Below are 22,186 nucleotides of genomic sequence, written 5' to 3'. Positions count from 1 at the left end.
GTTCGGTCACGGTCCGGACCGTAGGACGCGGGCGGAGACGGCCGATAGATCAGTGGGGGTGATCCATGCCGAGCAGGGCGGCGAGCTGGGCGCGGTTGCCGATGCCGAGCTTGCCGTACACGCGGGCGAGGTTGTTGTTGACCGTCGCGACCGTCAGTCCGAGGCGCTGGGCGATGGCGCGGCTGCTGTGGCGTGCGGCGAGCAGGGCCACCTCGCGCTCGCGGCGGGTGAGCACGGCGGCGATGCGCTCGTGGCCGAGCAGGGGAGTGACGGCGACGGGGCAGCGCCCGCGCAGGGCGGCGGCCCGCTCCTGGGCCAGCGCCGCCTTGCCGGCCAGGCCGGCGTCGCGGTGGGCGTGGACCGCGCGGGTCGCGGTCTCGGCGGCGAGCAGGCGGTGACCGAGCCGGGCGAAGGCGTCGGCGGCCTGCGAGAGCGCCTGGCCGTCCGCCTGTTTGAGCCCGCGCGCCGCGTCCGCCAGTGCGTGGCTCATTGGGGTGCCGAGGGCGGTGGCGAGCTCGTCGAGCCGGTGGCGTTCGCCGTCTCCGCCGAGGCGCAGCACGTCGTAGCGGGCGGCCGCCTCGACGGAGGGCAGTCCGGTGCCCCGCGCCAGGTCGGCGGCGTATCTCGCGGTGTTCACCGCATCGGTGAGCCGCCCTTCTGCGGCCAGCGTCCAGGCGTTGCCCAGCACGACCCACGGCGCGAACAGCCGGTTGGCCCCGTTGCCGGCCCGGTCCGCGCGGTCCATCCAGGTACGCGCGTCGCCCGCCGACCCACGCAACGCGGCGGAGGTGGCCAGCCCCGCCAGGAACAGATGCGTGAGCCGGAGGGTGTCGCGGCCGTCCAGCGCGTTGATCGCCTCCCGCAGCGACCGGTCGCCGTCGGCCGGTCGGCCCTGCGCACACTCGACCAGACCGCGGAAGCCGACATGCCCGGCCGACATCATCGGGCTCTGGCCGGACAGCACCTGCCGGTACCCCTCGTCCGCGACCTCCCAGGCGGCGTCCGGCTCGCCCAATGCCAGAAAGGCCAGCGACCGGGCGACGCCGAGCTGGACCAGGCCCCACGGCATCTCCGCCTGGTACGCCTCGGCCAGGGCCAGGCCGCGTTCGTAGTAGCCGGTCGCGGGCCGTCCGAGGAAGCCGGTGGCAGCGGTGGCAGCGGCGGCGACCCAGATGCGAGCTTGGGTGCTCGCCGAGGCCGGGTCCGAGCCGAGCAGCCGGTCCGCGCTCTCCAGCACCGCCGCGCAGCGCCCGTCGAACAGCAGGATCCACGACCGGATCCCCTCCGCCAGATCCGCGCCCGGCCGGCCCCGCAGCAGATCCAGCGCCTGCTCGGCGGCGGAGGCGTCGCCGTGGCCCCAATAGCTGGTCTCGGCGCGGGCGAGAGCCCACGGCAGCAGCTCGTCGCCGTCCGGGGGTTCCTCCTGCAGTACGGCCGCCGCCTCGCTGCTGCGCCCCCGGTACTCCAGCACCTCGGCCAGCAGGGCGTCGGCGTCCACGGACGGCTCGGCGTCCCGGGCGGCGCGGGCGAGCCGCTCGGCGAGGGCCAGATCCGCCCGGTTGACGGCTTGGCGGGCGCCGATCCTGACGACGTCGGGGCGTACCACCGCACTGCCTTCGACCTGCCAGAGCGCGGCCCGCAACAGGTCGTCCCTGCGGCGCATCGGGGTGTCCAGCAGCGCGCTCGCCAGCCGCCACCACAGCTGCCTGGCGCGTCCCGCCGGCAGCCGGGCGCGCAGCACCTCGCCGTAGAGCGGGTGCGCCAGCCGTACCTGAACACGGTCGCCCACCCGCTCCGACACGGCCAGCCCGTGGGCCTCGGCCTCGTCGATCGAGGCCGGATCGGCCAGCCGGGCCAGCAGCGTCAGGGGGAGCGGCTCGCCGCACGCCAGCAGTTCGAGCACGACCGGGGTCCGCGGGCCGAGCGGGCGCAGGCGCTCGGCGAGCAGCTGCTGGAGCGCGCCCTGGGGGCGGTAGTCGCCGGACAGGCGCCACACGCCGTGCCGTTGTCGCAGGGTACGGCCGGCGAGTGCGGTCGACAGCAGCTCGCGCAGCGCGAGGGGGTTGCCGTCGGCCAGGTCGCGCAGCCAGCGCCGGGTGACGCCGTCGATGTCCCCGTCGAGCGTGTGGTCGAGCAGCCGGTCCACGGCGGCCGCCGGCAGGCTCACCAGGTCGATCCACGGCGCCTGGCCGTCCTTCCACAGCGCGGTGATCGTGTCGGGCACGGGCGCTCCCGCGCGGCAGGTGACGATCGCGAACGCCAGCCGCTGGGCCACGAGATGCCCGATGAGCGCGGCCGAGCCCGGGTCGAGCAGGTGCGCGTCGTCGACGCCGATGACCACGCGCCGGGCCGGGCCGTGCTCGCGCAGCCGCGCGGCCGCCGCGGCCAGCACCGGCACTCCCCGGTCCTCGGGGACCTGCCCGGCGGGCAGGAGGCCGGCCACCGCGCCGAACGGGATCGAGGCCAGCGCGCCCGTCGCCGCCACCCACTCGGTACGGTGCCCCGAGGCCTGGGCCAGCGCCAGCATCTCCTGGGCCAGCCGGGTCTTGCCGATCCCGGCCGGGCCCGAGACGACCACGCCCCCGGCGGCCCCGAGCCGCAGGCACGCCTGGATGGTGTCCAGCTCGCCGTCCCGCCCCACGAACGGCCAGCGCCTCTGTTCGGCATACCCGGACGGCGCGGCCACGTCGTCGCTCATCAGGATCGCCTGCCGGAGCTCCCGCAGCCGCGGCCCCGGCTCGGACTCCAGGACGCGGCGGGCCCGCTCGTAGGTCTCCAGCGCTTCCGCCCGCCGCCCGCACCGGTCCAGGGCGGTCATCAGCAGGGCCCAGCGCCGTTCCCGCAGCGGGTTCTGCCGCACCAGGCGATCGAGTTCGTCGACGAGGTCGGTGTGGCGGCCCAGCCGTACCCGGGCGCCGGCATGGTCTTCCACGGCACATTGCCGCAGGTGTTCCAGCTCGCTCGCCCGCGCCTCGACCCACCGGGTGGGCGGCACGTCCGCCAGCACCGGCTCGGGGACCTGCCACATCGCCAGCGCCCGGCCGAGCCCCGCGACGGCGCTGTCGAGCCGCCCCGCCTCCAGCTCGCGCCGGCCCGAGGCCACGCCGCGTTCGAACACCAACGCGTCGATGTCGCCGTCGTCACCGACGATCAGCTCGTACCCGCGCCGCCGCCCGGCCAGGGCGTCACCGCCCACCAGCCGCCGCAACCGCGTGACGTAGGCGGCGATCGTGTTGACCGCCGTCCTCGGCGGCCGCTCGCCCCAGACGGCGTCCACCAGCCGGTCCGTGCTCACCACCCGACCGGCCTCGACCAGCAGGACCGCCAGGACCACCCGTTGCTGCTGGGCGGCCACCCGTACCCACCGGCTGTCGCTGCGGACCCGTAGCGGCCCCAGCATCCGAAAGCGCATCGCCGCGTGCCTCCCCATCCGACACCGTCGCGAACTCTTCGTCAGCAGGCGGCGTACGGATGACGGGCGGAGTCATGACCGCGTCATAGCGGACCTCTCCTGGGCGTCGAGAAGCCGGTCGCCGTGCTCGAGCGCCCACTGCCCGAGCGCCTGGATCGGGCCGTCGAACAGGCTCCGTCCCAGGTCGCTCAGGGCGTACTCGACCCTCGGCGGCGCTTCGGCGTGCGCCCGGCGGTCGATCAGCCCGTTGGCGAGCAGGCGATGCAGCGCGTCCGTGAGCACCTTGTCCCTGATGCCGCCGATGGTGAGGCGCAGATCGCGCCGGCGCAGCGGCCCGGAGGCCAGAGCCGCCATGACCACCGGGTCCCAGGTGTGGACGAACAGGTCGGTGACCGCACGCACCCGGCAATCCGCAAGGAACTCATCTTGATCCATGTCCGGACCCCTCCTCCCGCCCACGCATGATCGCCTGTCCATTACACACCCGGCGGTGCGTAACGGCTTCTCTACCGTGGACCTCGCTGAGAGACCGACAGGAGAGGAGTGCGCGGATGCGCATCGGAATTCTGGGCACCGGAACGATGGCGGCGGCGCTCGGCGAAGGCTGGGCACGCGCCGGGCACGAGCTGACCGTCGCGGGGCGATCGCCGTCCAAGGCGCGGGAGCTCGCCGAGCGGCTGGGCGGGGGAGCCCGCGCGGTCCCGCCCCGCCAGGCCGTCGAGGATCGTGACGCCGTGCTGCTCGCGGTGTCCTGGCAGGGCGCCGAGGAGATGCTGCGCGGCGCGGGCGCGGCCGACGGGTCGCTGGCCGGAACCCCGTTGATCGATCCGACGAACGCCGTCGAGCACGGCGTGGGTGTGCTGCTGCCGGGACCCGGCGAGTCGATGGCACAACGGATCGCCGGGCTGTCTCCCGGCGCGCACGTGGTGAAGGCCCTCAACGTCTTTCCCTCGGCCCAGTGGACTCACGCCGGTGGCGAACCCCCTGTCACGGTGGCGATGTGCGGGGACGATCCGGAGGCGCTGCGCGTGGTCGGCGACCTGGTCAGGGATGTCGGCGGAGTCCCGGCCGTGCTGGGGCCGCTGGAGCGTGCGCGCCAGCTTGAGGAGGTCGCGGGCTTCGTCATCGGGCTGGCCTTCGCGGGCACCGACCCCGGCTCCGCCATACCGCGCCTGCCCTCACCGTGAAGGCGCAAGGAAGTTCTCTCGCTATATGTGGATTTGTACGCGGATACCCTCCTGGATCCTTCCTAAGTTTTGCGTTGCCGGACAACACCGGCACCACCACTGATGGGAGTCAGGAATCATGCGTAAGCTTCTCGCCGCCACCGCCATCGCCGGTTCGATCGCCGCCGGTCTGGCCATGGCGCCCGCCGCCAACGCGCAGAGCACGGCCACCGCCACCGCCGCCCAGAGTCAGTCGGGCATCGTGGGCTGGAAGAACCTGTTCTCCAGCGACGGCAAGGCCTACACCCGCGGCGTCGTCCAGAAGACCGGCCCCGGCGCGTGGCGCGTCAGCTGGAAGGGCTTCGACAAGGTCGGCGGCAAGAAGGGCTACGCCTGGTTCCGCTACCAGAAGAACGGCCACTGGAAGAGCCGCGTCACCGCGTGGGACGGCACCACCGGCACCCGCCACTTCGAGCTGCGCGGCATCAAGAAGCTGTTCACCTACACCTGCTGGGCGGGCAAGACCGCCAACTGCGGCCAGAAGCTCTGGCTCATCAAGTAAGCGCCCATCCGAACGGCTACACTCTGTAGTCATTCAGGTGAGAACTGTTACCAAAGGTCTTGGGGATGACCTGGGGAAGAGAGAGGCTGTGCGGTGGTGGGCCCTCATCGTCGAGGGCCCTGATCTGCGAAGGAGCAGCATCCCCGATGACGAAGCTTCTCTCTGCGGCCCGCCGGGCCGGCGTGGCCGTCCTGGCCGCGATGATCGGACTGGCGGTCGTCGCCATCCCCACCACCGCGACGGCCGCGGCCGTGTGTGCCAAGACCCCCGTCCTCGCCAAGCAGTCTCAGGTACGCGCGGCCGCACCGGCCTACTTCGAGATGACGGACGTCACCGGCGCCAGGTTCGTCTTCCAGCTCACCGACCCCGCCAAGATCGCGCACGCCCGCAAGATCCTCAGCGGTGAGGAGACGCACCGGGTCCACGCCATAGGCCGGATCATCAAGCGGCCGGCGCCCTACAACCCGGGCTGGAGCTTCCACTACGACCCCGCCACGATCGACTTCTTCGAGGTGGCCATCGAGGTCTGCGACTCCACGATCCCCTTCACCGAGGACCACCTCGACGAGGCTTGCGGCGCGTTCCTGCCCGGCTGCGTGTGGTGCCCCTGGACCTCCCGGCTGGTCCGCGAACTGCGATCGTGAACCGCCCGGCCGGCCGATAGCCGGTGCGTAGCCCATCGGACGGGCCCGCCGCACACGACTCCGCGACGAGGGCGGCGCCGCGTGGGGCGGGCGTCCCGCACTTTTCCAAAGATCGCCGCCAATCCGGAACGCTCCCGGACGAAGTGCCTCTTTTGATATCGCGATCTCTTCTCTAGCGTCGGCATATCCGCTGGCACATCACCCGGAAGGGATCCCCGATGTCGCACCCCCCAACCGCTGAGGCGGCCTTACCCCCCGACACCGGCCTGGCCCGCGAGGACTACGCCCTCGAGCGCGTCCCCGCGTCGGCCCGCTACGGCTGGATGACCATCGCCGTCCAGCGCTTCGGCCTGCTCAGCGCCCTGTCGCAGTTCTTGCTGGGCGCCACCCTCGGTCTCGGCATGACGTTCTGGCAGGCCGTGCTGGCCGTCACCCTGGGCGCCGCCATCCTGGAACTGGTCGCGATCGCGCTCGGCATCGCCGGGATGCGCGAGGGCCTGTCGACCAGCCTGCTGGCGCGCTGGGCCGGTTTCGGCCGGTACGGCTCCGGCCTGGTCGGCCTGGTCATCGCCACCGCGCTGCTCGGCTGGTTCGGCGTGCAGACCGCCGTGCTCGCCCGGGGCGTCTCCGGCCTGCTCGGCGGCTCACCGGCGTGGATCTGGGCGATCGTCGGCGGCCTGGTCATCACCGCGATCGTGGTGCACGGCTTCGCCGGCATGGCCTGGACCGCCTGGATCACCGTCCCGGCGTTCCTGGCGCTGGCCGGCTGGGCGATCGCGGTCGAACTGGCCCAGCGGCCGCTCGGCGAGCTCATCGCCTCCAGCCCGGCGGGCCCGGCGATGAGCCTGGCCCAGGGCGCGACCCTGGTAGCGGGAGGCTTCATCGTCGGCGCGGTCATCTCGCCGGACATGTGCCGCTTCAACCGCAACGCCGCCGACGTCGTCAAGCAGACTGTGCTCGGCATCTCCCTCGGCGAGTACGTGCTCGCGCTCGTCGGCGTCCTGCTGGCGCACGCGCTGCGTACCGGCGACGTCGTCACCATCGTCACCACGACCTCCGGCACGGTCGGCGTCCTCGTGCTGATCACCGCGACGGCGAAGGTCAACGACTGGAACCTGTACGCCGCCAGTCTGGGCGTCACCAACACCCTCTACACCGCGTTCGGCCTCAAGGCCGGGCGGGCCGCGGTCACCGTCGGGCTCGGCGTGGTCGGCACCGCGCTGGCCGCCCTCGGCATGGCCGACCACCTGGTCGGCTTCCTCATCCTGCTCGGCGTGGCGATCCCGCCGATCGCCGGGATCATGGTGGCCGAGTACTACGTCGTCCGCACCTGGCGGGCCGCCCTCGACACCTCCCGCGAGCAGGGCGTCCTGCCCGCGCGCTCGCCCGGCTGGGTGCCCGCGGCGCTGGCCGTCTGGGTGGCCGCCGCCCTCATCGGCCACTACGTCACCTGGGGCATCCCGGCGCTCAACGCGCTGCTGGCCGCCTTCGTCCTGTACGCCCTGGCCGGCAAGGCAGGGCTGACCGGCTCCAACCGGGCATCCGCGGCATGATCGCGGCGCCGTACCCCGGCCTTCCCACAGACAGGAGCACCGCACCGTGCGCATAGGCATCGACGTGGGCGGCACCCACACCGACGCCGTCCTCCTCGATCCGGCCATGAACGTCGTGGCCACGATCAAGACGGCGACGACCGCCGACGTGACCCGCGGCGTCGTCACGGCCCTGACCGACCTGCTGGACAGCCACAACCTCGACCGCGGCCAGGTCACCGCCGTCATGATCGGCACCACCCACTTCACCAACGCGCTCGTCACCCGCCGCCGCCTGGCCCGCACCGGAGTGGTACGGCTGGCGCTGCCCGCGACCGCCGCGCTGCCACCCACCTCCGACTGGCCGGCCGAGCTGATCGCGGCCATCCGCCCGAGCGTGCACCTGTGTCACGGCGGGCACGAGGTCGACGGCCGGCCCATCTCCCCGCTGGACCCCGACGAGCTCAAGCGGGCCGCCGCCGACCTGGCCGCCCACGACATCACCACGGTGGCGATCAGCTCGGTCTTCTCGCCCGTCACCGCCGAGGCGGAACTGACCGCCGCGGACCTCCTGCGCGCCGAACTGCCGCACCTGCGGGTGAGCCTGTCGCACCAGATCGGCCGCATCCGGCTGCTGGAACGGGAGTCGGCCACGATCGTCAACGCCTGCCTGCTCGACCTGGCCGACGAGATCGTCGACGCCTTCACCGGCGCGCTCACCGCCGTCGGGGTGCGCGCGCCGCTGTTCCTGTCGCAGAACGACGGCACCCTCATGGACGCCGAGTACACGCGCAGATACCCGGTGCGGACCTTCGCCAGCGGCCCCACCAACAGCATGCGGGGCGCCGCCTTCCTGGCCGACGTCACCGACGCCGCCGTGGTCGACATCGGCGGCACCACCGCCGACGTCGGCGTGCTGACCGGCGGCTACCCACGTCAGGCCAGCACCGACGTGGACATCGCGGGGGTACGCACCAACTTCCGCATGCCCGACGTCGTCTCCGTCGGCCTGGGCGGCGGCAGCCGCGTCACCCTCGACCCCGGCCTGCGGATCGGCCCCGACTCGGTCGGCTACCGGCTCACCGAGGAGGCGCTGGTCTTCGGCGGCGGCACCCTCACCGCCACCGACCTGGCCGTCGCCGCGGGACTGGCGGACCTCGGCGACCCGGCGCTGGTCAGCCGGGTGGACCGGGATCTGGTCCGGCGCGGAGTGGCGTGGATGGCCGATCGGGTGGCGGGTCTCGTCGACCAGATGCGGCTGAGCGCCGAGCCGCTGCCCGTCGTGATCGTGGGCGGCGGCAGCATCCTCATGCCGCCGGAACTGCCCGGCGTGCCCGAAGTGCGCATCCCCGAGCACTACGGCGTCGCCAACGCCATCGGCGCCGCCATCGGCCAGATCGGCGGCGAGGTCGACCGCCTGTTCGTCACCGGCCCCCAGCTCACCCGCGAAGACGTTCTCGACCAGGCCCGTGCCGAGGCGATCGAACTGGCCGTCTCGGCCGGAGCCGCACCCGCCAGCGTCCAGGTCGTGCACGTGGACGAGATCCACGTCAACTACCTGCCGGGCAACGCCGTGCGCGTCATCGTCCGCGCCGTCGGCGACCTCGACCTCGGCCGCACCCCGAAGGAGGCGCCCCAGTGGGCTACGACCTGACCCCGCAGGGCCTGCACGACCTGGCCGAAGGCGCCGCCGTCCTGGGCACCGGCGGCGGTGGTGATCCCTACATCGGGCGGCTCCTGGTGGAGAAGGAAATGGCGGCGGGCCGTACCGTGCACATCATCGGCGCCGACGAGCTGCCCGACGGCGCGCTCGTGCTGCCGTCGTCGATGATGGGCGCGCCGACGGTGTTCGTGGAGAAGCTCCCGTCCGGCGACGGCAACGCGGCCGCGTTCCGCGCCCTGGAAGAGCATCTCGGGCGTACGGCGCACGCCGTCATGCCGACCGAGTGCGGCGGCCTGAACAGCATGATCCCGCTCATGCTCGCCGCCCAGCTCGGCCTGCCCGTCGTCGACGCCGACGGCATGGGACGCGCCTTCCCGGAGCTCCAGATGCAGACCTTCGGCGTGCTGGGCGTGTCCGGCTCGCCCATGGCCATCGCCTCCGACCACGGCGACACCGCCATCATCACCGCCGGCGACAACAAGCGCATGGAGCAGCTCGCCCGCGCGCTGACCATCCAGATGGGCGGCGCCTCCTACATCAGCGACTACCCGATGGACACGGCCGACGTCCGGCGTACCTCCGTGCACGGCACGCTGACGCTCTGCCGCCGCATCGGCGAGACGTTGCGCGAGGCCCGCGTCACCCACGCCGACCCCTTCGACGCCCTCACCAAGATGCTCGCCGGCACGATCTACAGCCTCGGCACCGTCCTGTTCCAGGGCAAGGTCGTCGACGTCGAACGCCGCACCGTGGACGGCTTCGCCCGCGGCAGGGCCAGGCTGGAGGCGACCGGCGACCCCGGCGACGTCCTGGAGATCACCTTCCAGAACGAACACCTCGTCGCCCGCCGCAACGGCACGATGGTGGCGATCGTCCCCGACCTCATCTGCACCCTCAACACCGAGTCCGGCGCGCCCATCCCCACCGAATCCCTCGCCTACGGCCAGCGCCTGACCGTCTACGGCATCTCCACCCCGCCGATCATGCGCACCCCGGAAGCCCTGGCCTGCTTCGGCCCGGCCGGATTCGGGCTGCCCGACGCGTACGTCCCGCTGGAAGACCTGTGATCAGCCGCCGGAGCCGCTCCCGCGCGGCTCCGGCGGCCATGCCTTTCATCTCACAAAAGGCGGCGTTATGGAAAAATGAATGGTGGCTGGTGAAAAATGCCATTCATACACTGTGGCGGACGAAAAACCTCCCTTAGGAGGCCTCCATGGCCGTCATCAGAATGGTGTTGTCCGCCCTGCTCGTCATCATGTCGCAGGGCAGTGCCGCGTTCACCTTGACGAGTAGCGCCTTCTCGCCCGGTGGCGTCATCCCGAAGGTCCACGAATGCACCAGCGGAGGCAGCGACCCACGCCAGCGGAACGAGTCCCCGCCGCTGTCCTGGGCCGGCGCGCCCGCCGCCGCCAGGAGCCACGCGATCGTGATGCGCGACCTCGACAACAACAATCTCATTCACTGGGTGATCTATGACATTCCGGTGAACGTGACCTCGCTTCCACAGAATGTCGATCACGCGTATAGACCGTCGATTCCCTCCGGAGCCAGACAGGTCTACTACCGGGGCAGCGCGAGCCTCTTCGGATATCAGGGCCCCTGCTCACCGCGCACGGTGAACACCTACGAGTTCGTGGTCTACGCGCTCAACCGGGCGACGCTGTCCGAGCTGACCTCCAGCTCGTCGACGCAGACCGCGGCGCGGGTCATCAGCGGCGCGTCCCTGGGGTCGGCGAGGCTGTCCGGAGAGTCCTGAACCAGTTCCCACGTTTTCCCAACCGGCGCCGCCGCTCTACCCACCACCCGAGCCCCCGATCGATGCTGAGGCGAATCACATGCCACGGGGAGATCGTGTACCAGGGGAGTACGCATGGGGCTACGAAGGTGGATGGCCGTCCTGACCGCGGCGGCGCTGGTCATGGCGGGCATGGTCGTCACGGTGTGGACGCCGCCCAGGGCGGACGCCAAGGCGCTGGACGTCGCGACCGCGTGGATGGTCAAGCCGCTGTACCGATTACGGGGCACCACCACGAACGACAACACGCTGTTCACCACCTGGGAGACGGAGTACGACAGCGCGGTGACCAAGTGGGGCTACACCCCCGAGGGCCAGGTGCTGCACGTCGCGCGTGAGGCGGTGACCGGCCTGTCTCCGGTGACCGGCATGCGGAAGTCGGGCGGCGACCGCATCTTCACCCTCGACCCGGCCGAGCGCGACCAGGCCGTGGCGCAGGGGTATGTGGACGAGGGCGTCCGCTTCCACGCGCAGGCGGCGGCCGGGGAGGGACTGCTCCCGGTCCATCAGCTCATCAAGGGCCCCTCCCACCGCTACGTCGTCGGCGAGACGGAGAAGGCCCGCGCCCTGGCCGAGGGCTGGACGTACCAGAAGGTCGCCTTCTACGGCCGTGGCTCGTTCAGCAAGAAGCTGCTGGTCAACGGGGAGTTCACCACTGACACCTCGTCCTGGCAGGCGGCCGGACCGACCACGCTCGCGGTCGAGAACGGCGCCGCGAAGATCACCGTGGCCGACGGCACCACCGAACCCGCGCAGGCGCACGTACGCCAGAGCGGCCGGACGTTGCAGGCCAAGCGGACCTACACGCTGTCCTTCGACGCCCACGCCACGGCCGAGGTGGCGATCAGGGCCGTGGTCTGCGAGGAGACCGAGTCCTGCCCGGAGATCTTCGCCACCGACGTGGAGCTGACAGACCAGCCGCAGCGCCACACCTTCACCTTCGACTCCACCGCCGACACCTCGCAGGGCGCGCTCACGTTCCAGTTCGGCGGCAAGGGCGCGCTGACGGCCTTCGTGGACAACGTGTCGCTGACGGAGCAGAAGTGGACCGTCTCGACCGATCCGCGGCCGACCGAGTCCGAGGCGCTGGCCGCCGCGGAGACCTCGGGTCAGCTGGTGGAGGTGCTCGCCGAGCGCGGTGAGGCGCGGGAGGTGTACGCCACCCCCGAGGGCACGATGTACGTCCAGGACCGGCTCACCCCGATCCGGATGAAGCAGGGTGACACGTGGGTCCCCTTGTACAACGCCCTGCGGTTCAAGGACGGGGCGCTCAAGCCGTACACCTCGCTGGTGGACCTGAAGTTGTCGACCGGCGGGACGGGACCGATGGCGACGCTCACCCGTTCCGGCCACACGATGTCGCTGACCTGGCCGAGCGCGCTGCCCGCGCCGACCCTGGACCACGACACCGCCGTGTACGCGGGGGTGATGGGCCCGGACGTGGACCTGCGGGTCAAGGCCACTCCGGACGGCTTCGCGCACACGCTGGTGGTCAAGACCCCGGCCGCGGCGCAGGATCCCCGGCTGGCCGGCCTGACCCTGACGCTGGCCGCGCCGACGCTGACCGTGAGCACGAACGCCGAGGGCACGCAGGAGGCGGTCGATCCGGCCAACGACGCGGTGATCTTCGAGGCGCCCAAGCCGATCATGTGGGACTCGGCGCCTGCCCCCGGAGGCGGCGCGGCCGCGCTGACGACCGGTGAGGACGGCCCGGTGGACCCGCCGACCACCCATGCGACGGACGCGGCGCCGGGCGACGCGTCGAAGATCGCCACGATCGGCACGGAGCTGTCCGGCGGACGGCTGACGCTGGTCCCGGACGCGGCGATGCTGAGCGCGGCCGACACCACGTTCCCGGTCTACATCGACCCGATGTACCGCACGCCGATGAGCTCGGCCAACCTCATGGTGGCCAGCAGCGGGTTCGAGATCTACAACTTCACCAAGGACCAGGGGATGGGCCGGTGCCCGATCGGCCTGCCGTCCAGCGGCCGCAGCTGCGGCTCCCCGCACAAGAAGCGGCTGTTCTACCGCATTCCCACCGGGTGGCTGGCCGGCAAGCAGGTCCTGTCCGCGGAGTTCCACGTGCGGGAGGTGTGGGCGGCCTCGGGCAGCAAGCGGCCGGTGAACATCCACCTGGCCAAGGCGTTCGGCAAGAACTCCACCTGGAACTCGACCTCCGACAACTGGCTGCGCAAGCTGGACAGCCGCAACGTGGCCAAGGGCTGGTCCGGGTGCGCCAACAGCACCTGCCCGGCCGGTGACGTGCTGTTCAACGTGACCTCGGGGGTCAGGGAAGCCGCGAGCAAGGGCTGGCGGGACACCACGTTCGGGCTGCGCGCCGCCGACGAGGGCGATCAGCTGGCCTGGAAGCGGTTCGAGTCGCGCGCCTTTCTGCGCGTGCACTACAACCGGCCGCCGCTGCAGCCGAGGATGAGCCAGCTGGAGATGGAGCCGGGCGGCCCGTGCAAGGGGCCGGGCAACCCGTCGGTGTTCAACTGGTCCACGCCGAAGCTGATCGCCAAGAACCTGCGCGACCCCGACACCTACAACCGCACCGCCGACAAGGTCCGCGCGGAGTTCCTGGTGTCCTGGAACAACGCCGCCGGGCAACCCCGGACCTGGCGTCACTTCACCGACCCGAAGAGCGCGAGGTCGGGCAAGGTGGCCAACAGCTTCATGGCGCACGTCCCGCGCGGGCTGCTGCCGGAGAACACCGTCATCAACTGGCAGGTCAGAGCCTGGGACAGCCGCAAGGGCAAGGGGCCGTGGAGCTCGAACGGCGCGGCGACCGCCTGCTACTTCGTCTTCGACACGAAGGCGCCACCGCTGCCGACGATCACCTCGCCGGGCCCCGAGGGGTACGTCGCGGAGAACCCCCTGGACCCGGCACAGGTGCCGCAGGACGGCATGGGCCGCTATGGCAAGTTCATCGTCACCTTCGACCCGTCGGTGACCGAGTGGGCGTACGCGGTGAACGAGGATCCCACCCAGTTCCGCCGCCGGACCGCGGGCAGCGCCACCGAGACGGTGCAGCTTCTCCCCAAGGTCATCGGCAGCAACAGCCTCTACGTACGCGTCAGGGACCAGGCGGGCAACTACTCCAAGGGCTCGGCCGTCTACCGGTTCCGGGTCGCCCCCGGCCGCGCGCCGAAGGCCCACTGGAAGCTCAACGACCCCGCGGGCTCGACCACCCTGGCCGACAAGCAGGGCCGCTTCCCCGCCCGGGTGTCCGGCACGCCGCAACTGGGCGTGGCCGGTTCGCGCGGCACCGCGATGGCCGGCAACGGCACGAACGCGTTCGCCCGTACCGACGGCGCGGTGCTGGACACCACGCAGAGCTTCACGGTGACCGCGTGGGCCAAGCTGCCTGACACCCTGCCTGCCGGGTACGCGACCGTGGCTGCCCAGGACGGCGTCAACGTGTCGGGCTTCTGCCTGCGCTACGACCCGCAGGCCAAGAAGTGGGTGTTCTGGCGGATGAACTCCGACTCGACGTCAGTCCCGTCCTCCAGCGCCTGGTCGGCGAAACAGGCCAAGCCCGGCGAGTGGACGCACCTGATGGGCGTGTACGACGCCGTCGCCAAGAAGGTGCGCATCTACGTCAACGGCGAGCCCGGCAGCGAGATGGACTACACCACCGCCTGGCGGGCCGGCGGGCCGTTCACGATCGGCCGGGTCCAGTGGGCGGCCACGCCGCTCGACTTCTTCCCCGGGAAGATCGACGACGTGCGCGTCTACGACCGGATCGTCACGGTCGAGGAGGCGGCGGCGCTGTCGAAGGAGATGCTGACGGTGGCGCACAAGTGGCACCTCAACCGCAATCCCGACGACACCGGCGAGGCGATCAGAACCCCGGTCCGCCTGTACGGCGCCGCCCGCTTCGTGCCCAAGACGCCGATGAGCAACAGCGCCGTGCCCGGTTCCCTGTACCTACCCGGTGCGGCGGCCGACTACGCCGGCGTCGCCGCGGCGATCCTGGACCCGAGGGAGAGCTTCACCCTCTCGGCCTGGGTGGAGACCAGCGGCAACGCGCGCAAGGCGATGACCGTGCTCGACCTGCCCACGGCCGGCGGCAGCGCGCTGCGGGTGAAGTTCGATCCCAGCCGCGGCGATCCCGACATGGGGGAGATCGGCCGCTACGTGGTGGAGATCCCGGGCGTCGGCAACGTCGAACACCCGGCCTTCCACACCGGGTTCGGCGACTGGGACCACCTCGCGATCGTCTACAACGCGCGGGAGAAGTCGCTGGAGTTCTGGGTGAACGGCACCCTCGAAGCGGCTCCGGAGGCGGAGGTCAAGTCCTACCGCCACGACGTCGCCCTCACCGGGCCCGTCACCTCGGCGCAGATCGGCCGCGGCGGCCCCTCGGCCAACTGGTCCGGCCACGTCGACGACATCTGGGTGCTGCGCGGCCCCGCCGACGAGACCCTGATCGACCTGCTGTCCCTGTGGTCGGAGATGTCAGTCGTCTCCGAAGACGCGCTCAACGACAACGACTCCGACTGACCTGCCGCGGGGTCGCCGCGCGCCGCCGCGGCGACCCCGTCACCCCCACTCTTCGTTTGGAGGTACGGCATGCGCGTCCATGCCGCACGCCGCCGTCGCGCGTCCTTGTCCCGGATGCTCCGGGCGGTGCTCACCCTGGTGCTCACGGCGGGATTGCTGTTCGTTCCCCCCACCTACCGCTCGGCCGCCGCCGACGCCGAGCGCGACCGGCCCAAGCCCGTGGACCGGGAATGGGTCGTGCCCGGCAAGTCCGCCGCGGTCAAACCCCGGATCAGCGAGCCGAAGGCGCCCGACCCGGTCGTGAACTGGCCCGCGCCGGCCACGGCCGAGGTCGACCTGGCGGCGGCCGCCGTCACGGCCCGCAAGGCGGGCGCGGTGGCTGCCGCACCGGCCGGCCCGTCGTCCACCGGCCGGGTGAAGATCCAGACCCACGACCGCGCCGCCTCACAGCGTGCCGGCGTCAGCGGCCCGGTCATCACCGCGGCCCGCACCGCCGGGCCACCCGGCAAGGTGACGATGACGGTGGACTACGCGCCCTTCGCCGAAGCCTTCGGAGGCGGCTTCGGCTCCCGCATGCGCCTGTCGGCGCTGCCCGCTTGTGCGCTGACCAGCCCGGATCGGGCCGAGTGCCGGCGTGCCGTACCGCTGAAGGGGCGCAACGACAGCGCGGCCAGGACGCTCAGCGCGGACGTGGACCTCGGCGCCGAGCCGATGGTGCTGGCCGTGACGTCCGCCGCGGCGGGCGACAAGGGCGACTTCGGCGTCACCTCGCTGTCGCCGTCCTCGACCTGGCAGGTCAGCGCCCAGTCGGGGGACTTCTCCTGGTCCTACCCGCTCCGGGTGCCGCCGGTGCCGGGCGGGCTGGTGCCGAACCTGGCGGTCAACTACTCCTCGGCGGCCATCGACGGCCGCACCGTGAGCAGCAACAACCAGGCTTCCTGGGTCGGCGACGGCTTCGAGCTGTCGCCCGGGTACATCGAGCGCAAGTACAAGTCCTGCAAGGACGACGGCGTCCCGAAGGACCCGACCTACCAGGTCGAGCCGATGGACCAGTGCTGGGCCTACGACAACGCCACGCTCTCCCTGGGCGGATCGGGCGGCGAGCTCATCCCGACCGGCGCCGACACCTGGGTCCTGGCCAAGGACAACGGGACGAAGGTCCAGCGCCTGACCGGCACCGACGCCGACACCGGCAACGGCGACGACAACAACGAGCACTGGCGGGTGACCACCCCCGACGGCACCCAGTACTACTTCGGCAAGAACCGGCTGCCTGGCTGGAGCTCCGGCAAGCCGCAGACCAACTCCGCCTGGGACGTGCCGGTCTTCGGCAACAACAGCGGCGAGCCGTGCCACAAGGACGCGTTCAAGGACTCCTGGTGCGCGCAGGGCTGGCGCTGGAACCTCGACTACATCGAGGACACCCGCGGCAACGCCGTCACCTTCTACTACGCCAAGGAGAAGAACCACTACGGCCGCAACCTGCGCGCCGCCGACGACACCCCCTACACCCGCGGCGGCTACCTGACCTCCATCCAGTACGGCCTGCGCGGCGGCAACCTCTTCCCGGCCACACCCCCGGCCGAGGTCGCCTTCACCAACGCCGAACGCTGCCTGGCCGGCGAGTGCGGCGACATCGGCGACCACCCGGCCCGCTGGCCGGACGTGCCCTGGGACATGAACTGCAACCCGGGCACCGAGTGCAAGGACGGCAAGGGCACGGCGACGCCGAGCTTCTGGACCCGCAAACGCCTGACGAAGATCACCACCAAGGTCGTCAACCAGGCGGGCAACGGCCACCGCGACGTGGACTCGTGGGAGTTCAAGCACCTGTGGGGCATCGCCGACGTGGACCGGCAGCTCAAACTCACCGACATCACCCACACCGGGCACGCCGGACCCGCGCCGATCACCACGCCGCCGGTCAGCTTCGTCTACCAGCAGCTGGCCAACCGGGTGGACAAGCTCGGCGACGACGTCGGCCCGTTCATCAAGGAACGCGTGGCCGCCATCCAGAACGAGACCGGCGGCAAGCTCGACATCACCTACTCCGAGATGGACTGCACCCCCTCCGACCTGCCGGAACCGGCGACCAATCGGCGTCGGTGCTTCCCCACGTTCTGGCAGAACGCCAACGGCGGGGCCGACCCGAGCCTGGACTGGTTCCACAAGTACGTGGTGCGCGCGCTGATCCAGACCGACCTGACCGGCGGCGGCTCGGACATGGTCACCCGCTACGACTACAGCATCGGCCGGCCCGCCTGGCACTACGCCGACGACGACGGCATCACCCCGCAGAAGTTCAAGACGTGGTCGAACTGGCGCGGCTACGACAAGGTCCGCGTGATCAGCGGCGCGACCAGCGCGGCCAGCGGCGGCACGCCGTCCCAGACCGACTACTGGTTCTTCCAGGGCATGCACGGCGACCGCGCCGGCCCCTCCGGCGGCACCAAGACCGTCACCCTCCCGGACGGCGAGGGCGGCAACCCCACCGACCACGAGTCGCTGCACGGCATGACCCTGCGCACCGTCACCTACGACAAGGTGGACGGCGCGCCGGTCAGCAAGTCCGTCACCAGCCCATGGCACCACCAGACGGCCAGCAAGTCCCGGCCGTGGGGCACGATGACGGCCAACCTCACCGGCACCAAGACGACCCGCACCTTCGCCCAGGCCGGCTCCCCCTGGCAGCAGACCCGCTCCACGGTGACCGACTTCGACCTCACCAACGGCACGGCGCTGGCCATCGACGACGAGGGCGAGGTCGGCGTACCCGGTGACGAGGAATGCACCAGGACCGAGCTGACCGCCGACGGGTCGCGGGTGCTGCGGCTGGCGGCCAGGGTGATCACCGTGGCCCGGCGCTGCGCCGACACGCCGAACCTGACCACCGACCTGGTCGCCGACGTACGCAGCTACTACGACGACAAGGCGTTCAAGGCCGCCCCCACGCACGGCGAGGTGACCAAGACCGAGCGGGCCGTCGCGGCCACCGCGACCGCGATCACCTCCTACCAGGTGATGGCCCGGTCGAGCTACGACGTCCTGGGCCGGCCCAAGACCGTCACCGACGCCGCCGGGCTGATCTCCTCCACCGACTACTCAGAACCGCACGGCGTCACCACCGAGGTGACCTCGACCACCCCGCGGGCCACGGCCAGTGACCCCGAATCGGCCATGAGCACCACACGGGTGCTGGATCCGGCGTGGGGCCTGGCGATCCGGGAGACCAATCCCAGCGGCAAGACGACCATCGCGGACCGCGACGCGCTGGGGCGCACCTCGAAGGTCTGGGGGCCGGGCCGTACGAAGAGCCAGGTTCCCGACAACGAGTACCAGTACCTGATGAACCCCGGCGCGATCGTGGCCGTGGGCGCCAAGACGCTGACCAACGACGGCGGCCAGCAGCTCTCCTACACGCTGTTCGACGGCTGGCTGCGGCCGCGGCAGTCGCAGGCTCCCGGCAAGAGCGGCGGCACCAAGGGCCGGATCATCTCCGACACCGTCTACAACGGCGCCGGGCAGGTCCACTACACCTTCGAGCCCTACTACGCCGACGGCGACCCGCAGCCCAAGCGCTTCGGCGCGGCCGTCGTGGGCGCGGTCGAGAGCCAGGTCTGGAACAACTACGACGGCCGCGGCCGGCTGCTCACCGAACGGCTGCTGTCCGGCAACAGCGACGGCGCGACCAACGAGCTGTGGAACACCCGCTACGAGTACGGCGACAACTGGTCCAAGGTCATCCCGCCGTCCGGCGGCACCCCGGTGACCACCTACACCGACGTGCACGGCCGTACCCGCGAAGTGCACCAGCACCGCGCGGCCGGGCCGGTCGTCACGAAGTTCGGCTACAACCACCGAGGCCAGCCGGATTCGGTGACCGGCCCCGGCAACCAGGTCTGGTCCTACACCTACGACCTGCTCGGCCGCCGGGTGCAGTCCGACGATCCCGACCGCGGCGTGGAAAAGGTCGCCTACGACAACCTCGACCGGCCGGTGCTCACCACCGACGCCCGCAACCACAAGATCGGCATCCAGTACGACGGCCTGGGCCGCCCGATCGCCAAGTACGACGCCACCACCGCCTCACCCGGCACCAAGATCGCCGAATGGGTGTACGACACCGTCCGCAAGGGCCAGCTGACCAGCTCGTCGCGCATCGTCGGCGGCGACAGTTACACCACGCAGGTGGAGGAGTACGACAACCTGGACCGCCCCCAGCGCACCCGGGTGACCCTGCCCGCAGGCGAAGGGGCCCTGGCGCCGGCCGGCGGCTACGTCTTCGACACCAGCTACAACCTCGACGGCAGCGTGGCCGCGAGCAGCAGCCCCGCCGTCGGCGGCCTGCCCGCCGAGAACATCGCCTACACCTACGACGACCTCGGCCGCCTGGTCTCCACCAAGTCGCAGCTGTCCACGTACCTGATCGGCACCGACTACACCAAGACCGGCAGGCTCATCGGCCTGCGCATGCAGTCCGGCGCCGCCGGAAAGCAGATCGACCAGACCTTCGACTACGAGTTCGGCACCGGCCGCCTGGCCAAGGCCACCACCTGGCACTTCGGCATGCCAGGCACCGACCGCAGCACCCAGTACACCTACCAGCCCGCCGGGAACATCACCCAGGTCAAGGACAGCTCCCGCGACGGCGTCGACAACCAGTGCTTCCGCTACGACGAACTGTCACGCCTGTCAGAGGCCTGGACCCAGCCCGACGACACACAATGCGCCGAAACCGGCGCGAACACCACCATCGGCGGCCCCGCCCCCTACCGGGCCACCTACACCTACGACGACACCGGCAACCGCCGCAGCGAATCCCTCTACGGCGCCGGCCCCTCCGGCGGCGCCCAGCAGTCCGACCGCACCTACGTCTACGACCCGGCCAAGGCCCACCGCCTCACCACCGTCTCCGGAGCCGCCTCCTACGCCTACGACGCCTCCGGCAACACCACGGAACGCCACACCCAGGGCAGCAACCAGACCCTGACCTGGGACGCCGAAGGCGAACTCACCAAGGTCACGGACGACAAGAAGGGCGAAACCCGCTTCCTCCACACCGCCGACGGCGAACGCCTCATCCGCCGCGACAAGGACGGCACCACCCTGTACCTGCCCGGCATGGAAGTCCACCTGGCCAAGGGCGCCACCGCCACCACCGCCCGCCGCTTCGTCGGCAACGCCATGCGCACCACCGCCGGGGTCACCTACCTCATCGGCGACCACCAGGGCAGCGCCGAACTGGCCATCAACGCCGAAACCGGAGCCCTGGGCCAGCGCCGCTACGCCCCCTTCGGCCGCCTACGCGGAGCCCAAGGCGAATGGCCCCAGGAACACCAGCGCGGCTTCGTCGGCGGCATCACCGACGCGAGCACGGACCTGACCACCCTCGGCGCCCGCAGCTACGACCCTGTCACCGGCCGCTTCATCTCCGTCGACTCCGTCATCCAGATGGGCGACTCCCAGCAGATGAACGGCTACAACTACGCCAACAACAACCCCGTCACCCTCGCCGACCCGACCGGCCTGGCCCCCTGCTGCAGCGGCATCGCCTGCACGAAGTCCCTGGATCCCCCCTGCACAAAGGACCAACTGGACGACGACGACTGCGAAGGCCCCTGCGACTTCAACACAGCTAAGAAGGGCCTGGAAGGTGGGCGCGACGCCGCGGAGAACGAGCGCCAGCAGCAACAGCAGATCGCCAAGCGGAACGCGGTACTCGAAGCCTTAAAGGCCGCGGGCATCGGCTTCATCAAAGACTTCCTCAAGATCGAAGACATCAAGGGCTGCTTCAGCGGCAGCGTGGGCAAATGCGTCAGCCTGCTCCTCGAAGTGGTGCCGGCCAAGAAGATCGGCGGCCTGATCTGGAAACTCTCCACCAGAGTCCGGATGGGCATCAAGATCTACAAGAAGGTCCAAGGCGCCGTTAAAGCTGCCCGGCAGGCCATCGAACAGCTCGACGCGAAAATCGACGACATCAACAAAAAGATCGCCGCCCTCGACGCGCTGATCGCCCGCGCCGCGAAACGCAGCAAGAATCCCAAGTCCGCAGGCACGTCCTGCAAACTGTCCAACAGCTTCACCCCGGATACCAAGGTCCTGCTCGCCAACGGCTCCGGAAAGCGCATCGACCAGCTGAAACCCGGTGACAAGGTCCTGGCCACCGACCCGGAAACCGGCCGAACCGCAGCCAAGGAGATCCTGGCCACCATCGTCGGTGACGGCACCAAGAACCTCGTCACCATCACCGTGGACACCGGAAAGGCCGCAGGCGACATCATCGCCACCGACGGCCACCCCTTCTGGATAGAAAGCGAAAAGGCCTGGCGCGACGCCAAGGACCTCCGCCCCGGCCAGCTCCTGCGCACCGCCGCGGGCACCTACGTCCAGGTCACCGCCGTCAAGTCCCACACCACCCAGGCCCGCGTCCACAACCTGACCGTCGCCGACATCCACACGTACTACGTGCTGGTGGGCGCCACCCCGGTTCTCGTCCACAACTGCGGCAAAGGCGCGGACGCCGACGACGCGGACAAACCCAAACCGATTCATCTGGCGATGGGCCGTCAAAAGAAGGGCGGTGTCGAACTGTTGGACAACTTCGCGGCCTCGGTAGAGGCTGTGACCTGGAGAGGCGAGCCGTTCCGGGACCTGTTCCCCGGCGTCGGCAGCCCGGCATCCAATCCGCAGCTGACCGCCATGATGGATCGGGTGCTGGAGCGCGGCGGACGCATCAGCTTCAACCTTGAGGAGATGGAGGACGTGCCAGGTGTCTTGGCGGGAAGGGTAGGTATCGGAGGGAGAACGACATTCGAGCTTCAATACGTGTGCGGGAACGCGGCGTTACGCGCCATCACGACATTCCACAATGGAGCCGCGCCATGCTGAATAGAGGCCCCTGAC

11 protein-coding genes are annotated in these 22,186 nt (G+C 70.8%); 9 read left to right on the top strand and 2 right to left on the bottom strand.

The features are described 5' to 3' along the window. Positions 1-49 precede the first annotated feature (49 nt). Together HNR40_RS36085 and HNR40_RS36080 are read right to left on the bottom strand one after the other, a co-directional pair. Entirely contained in the window at positions 50-3,412 is a 3,363-nt protein-coding gene (locus HNR40_RS36085; RefSeq protein WP_184969457.1) for an ATP-binding protein, read from the bottom strand. Positions 3,413-3,484: 72 nt separating this feature from the next. After that, on the bottom strand, positions 3,485-3,847 hold the full coding sequence (locus tag HNR40_RS36080; protein ID WP_184969455.1) for a winged helix-turn-helix transcriptional regulator: 363 nt from the start codon (positions 3,845-3,847) through the stop codon (positions 3,485-3,487). A 26-nt stretch (positions 3,848-3,873) separates the two neighbouring features. Here HNR40_RS36080 and HNR40_RS36075 point away from each other — a divergent pair, with 26 nt between their 5' ends. The 9 genes from HNR40_RS36075 (at position 3,874) to HNR40_RS36035 (ending at position 22,171) form a co-directional block, all read left to right on the top strand. Beyond that, a complete protein-coding gene (locus HNR40_RS36075) occupies positions 3,874-4,599 on the top strand; it encodes an NADPH-dependent F420 reductase (RefSeq protein WP_184969453.1) in 726 nt (241 codons plus the stop codon). A 118-nt stretch (positions 4,600-4,717) separates the two neighbouring features. Then, a complete protein-coding gene (locus tag HNR40_RS36070; RefSeq protein WP_184969451.1) occupies positions 4,718-5,140 on the top strand; it encodes a hypothetical protein in 423 nt (140 codons plus the stop codon). 146 nt (positions 5,141-5,286) lie between these two features. Then, complete coding sequence (locus HNR40_RS36065; protein ID WP_246509796.1) at positions 5,287-5,784, top strand: BP74-related protein; 498 nt, start codon at positions 5,287-5,289, stop codon at positions 5,782-5,784. Between the two features lie 218 nt (positions 5,785-6,002). Next, entirely contained in the window at positions 6,003-7,337 is a 1,335-nt protein-coding gene (locus HNR40_RS36060; RefSeq protein WP_184969449.1) for a purine-cytosine permease family protein, read from the top strand. Positions 7,338-7,383: 46 nt separating this feature from the next. Then, on the top strand, positions 7,384-8,970 hold the full coding sequence (locus HNR40_RS36055; RefSeq protein WP_184969447.1) for a hydantoinase/oxoprolinase N-terminal domain-containing protein: 1,587 nt from the start codon (positions 7,384-7,386) through the stop codon (positions 8,968-8,970). Beyond that, positions 8,955-10,046: an S-methyl thiohydantoin desulfurase family protein gene (locus tag HNR40_RS36050; protein WP_184969445.1), complete on the top strand. Its 1,092-nt coding sequence runs from the start codon at positions 8,955-8,957 to the stop codon at positions 10,044-10,046. Before HNR40_RS36055 ends, HNR40_RS36050 begins: the two co-directional genes overlap by 16 nt. Positions 10,047-10,192: 146 nt before the next feature. Beyond that, on the top strand, positions 10,193-10,735 hold the full coding sequence (locus HNR40_RS36045) for a YbhB/YbcL family Raf kinase inhibitor-like protein (protein WP_184969443.1): 543 nt from the start codon (positions 10,193-10,195) through the stop codon (positions 10,733-10,735). Between the two features lie 114 nt (positions 10,736-10,849). Beyond that, on the top strand, positions 10,850-15,283 hold the full coding sequence (locus HNR40_RS36040) for a LamG-like jellyroll fold domain-containing protein (RefSeq protein ID WP_184969442.1): 4,434 nt from the start codon (positions 10,850-10,852) through the stop codon (positions 15,281-15,283). A gap of 69 nt (positions 15,284-15,352) precedes the next feature. Continuing rightward, the gene (locus HNR40_RS36035; RefSeq protein WP_184969440.1) at positions 15,353-22,171 is read left to right on the top strand and encodes a polymorphic toxin-type HINT domain-containing protein; all 6,819 of its coding nucleotides are present in this window, start codon (positions 15,353-15,355) and stop codon (positions 22,169-22,171) included. The last annotated feature ends 15 nt before the right edge of the window (positions 22,172-22,186 follow it).

The organism is Nonomuraea endophytica (genome assembly GCF_014203235.1).
GTDB lineage: Bacteria > Actinomycetota > Actinomycetes > Streptosporangiales > Streptosporangiaceae > Nonomuraea > Nonomuraea endophytica.
The sequence above is the reverse complement of the archived record's forward strand: the minus strand, read 5'-3'. Positions and strand labels throughout refer to the sequence as shown.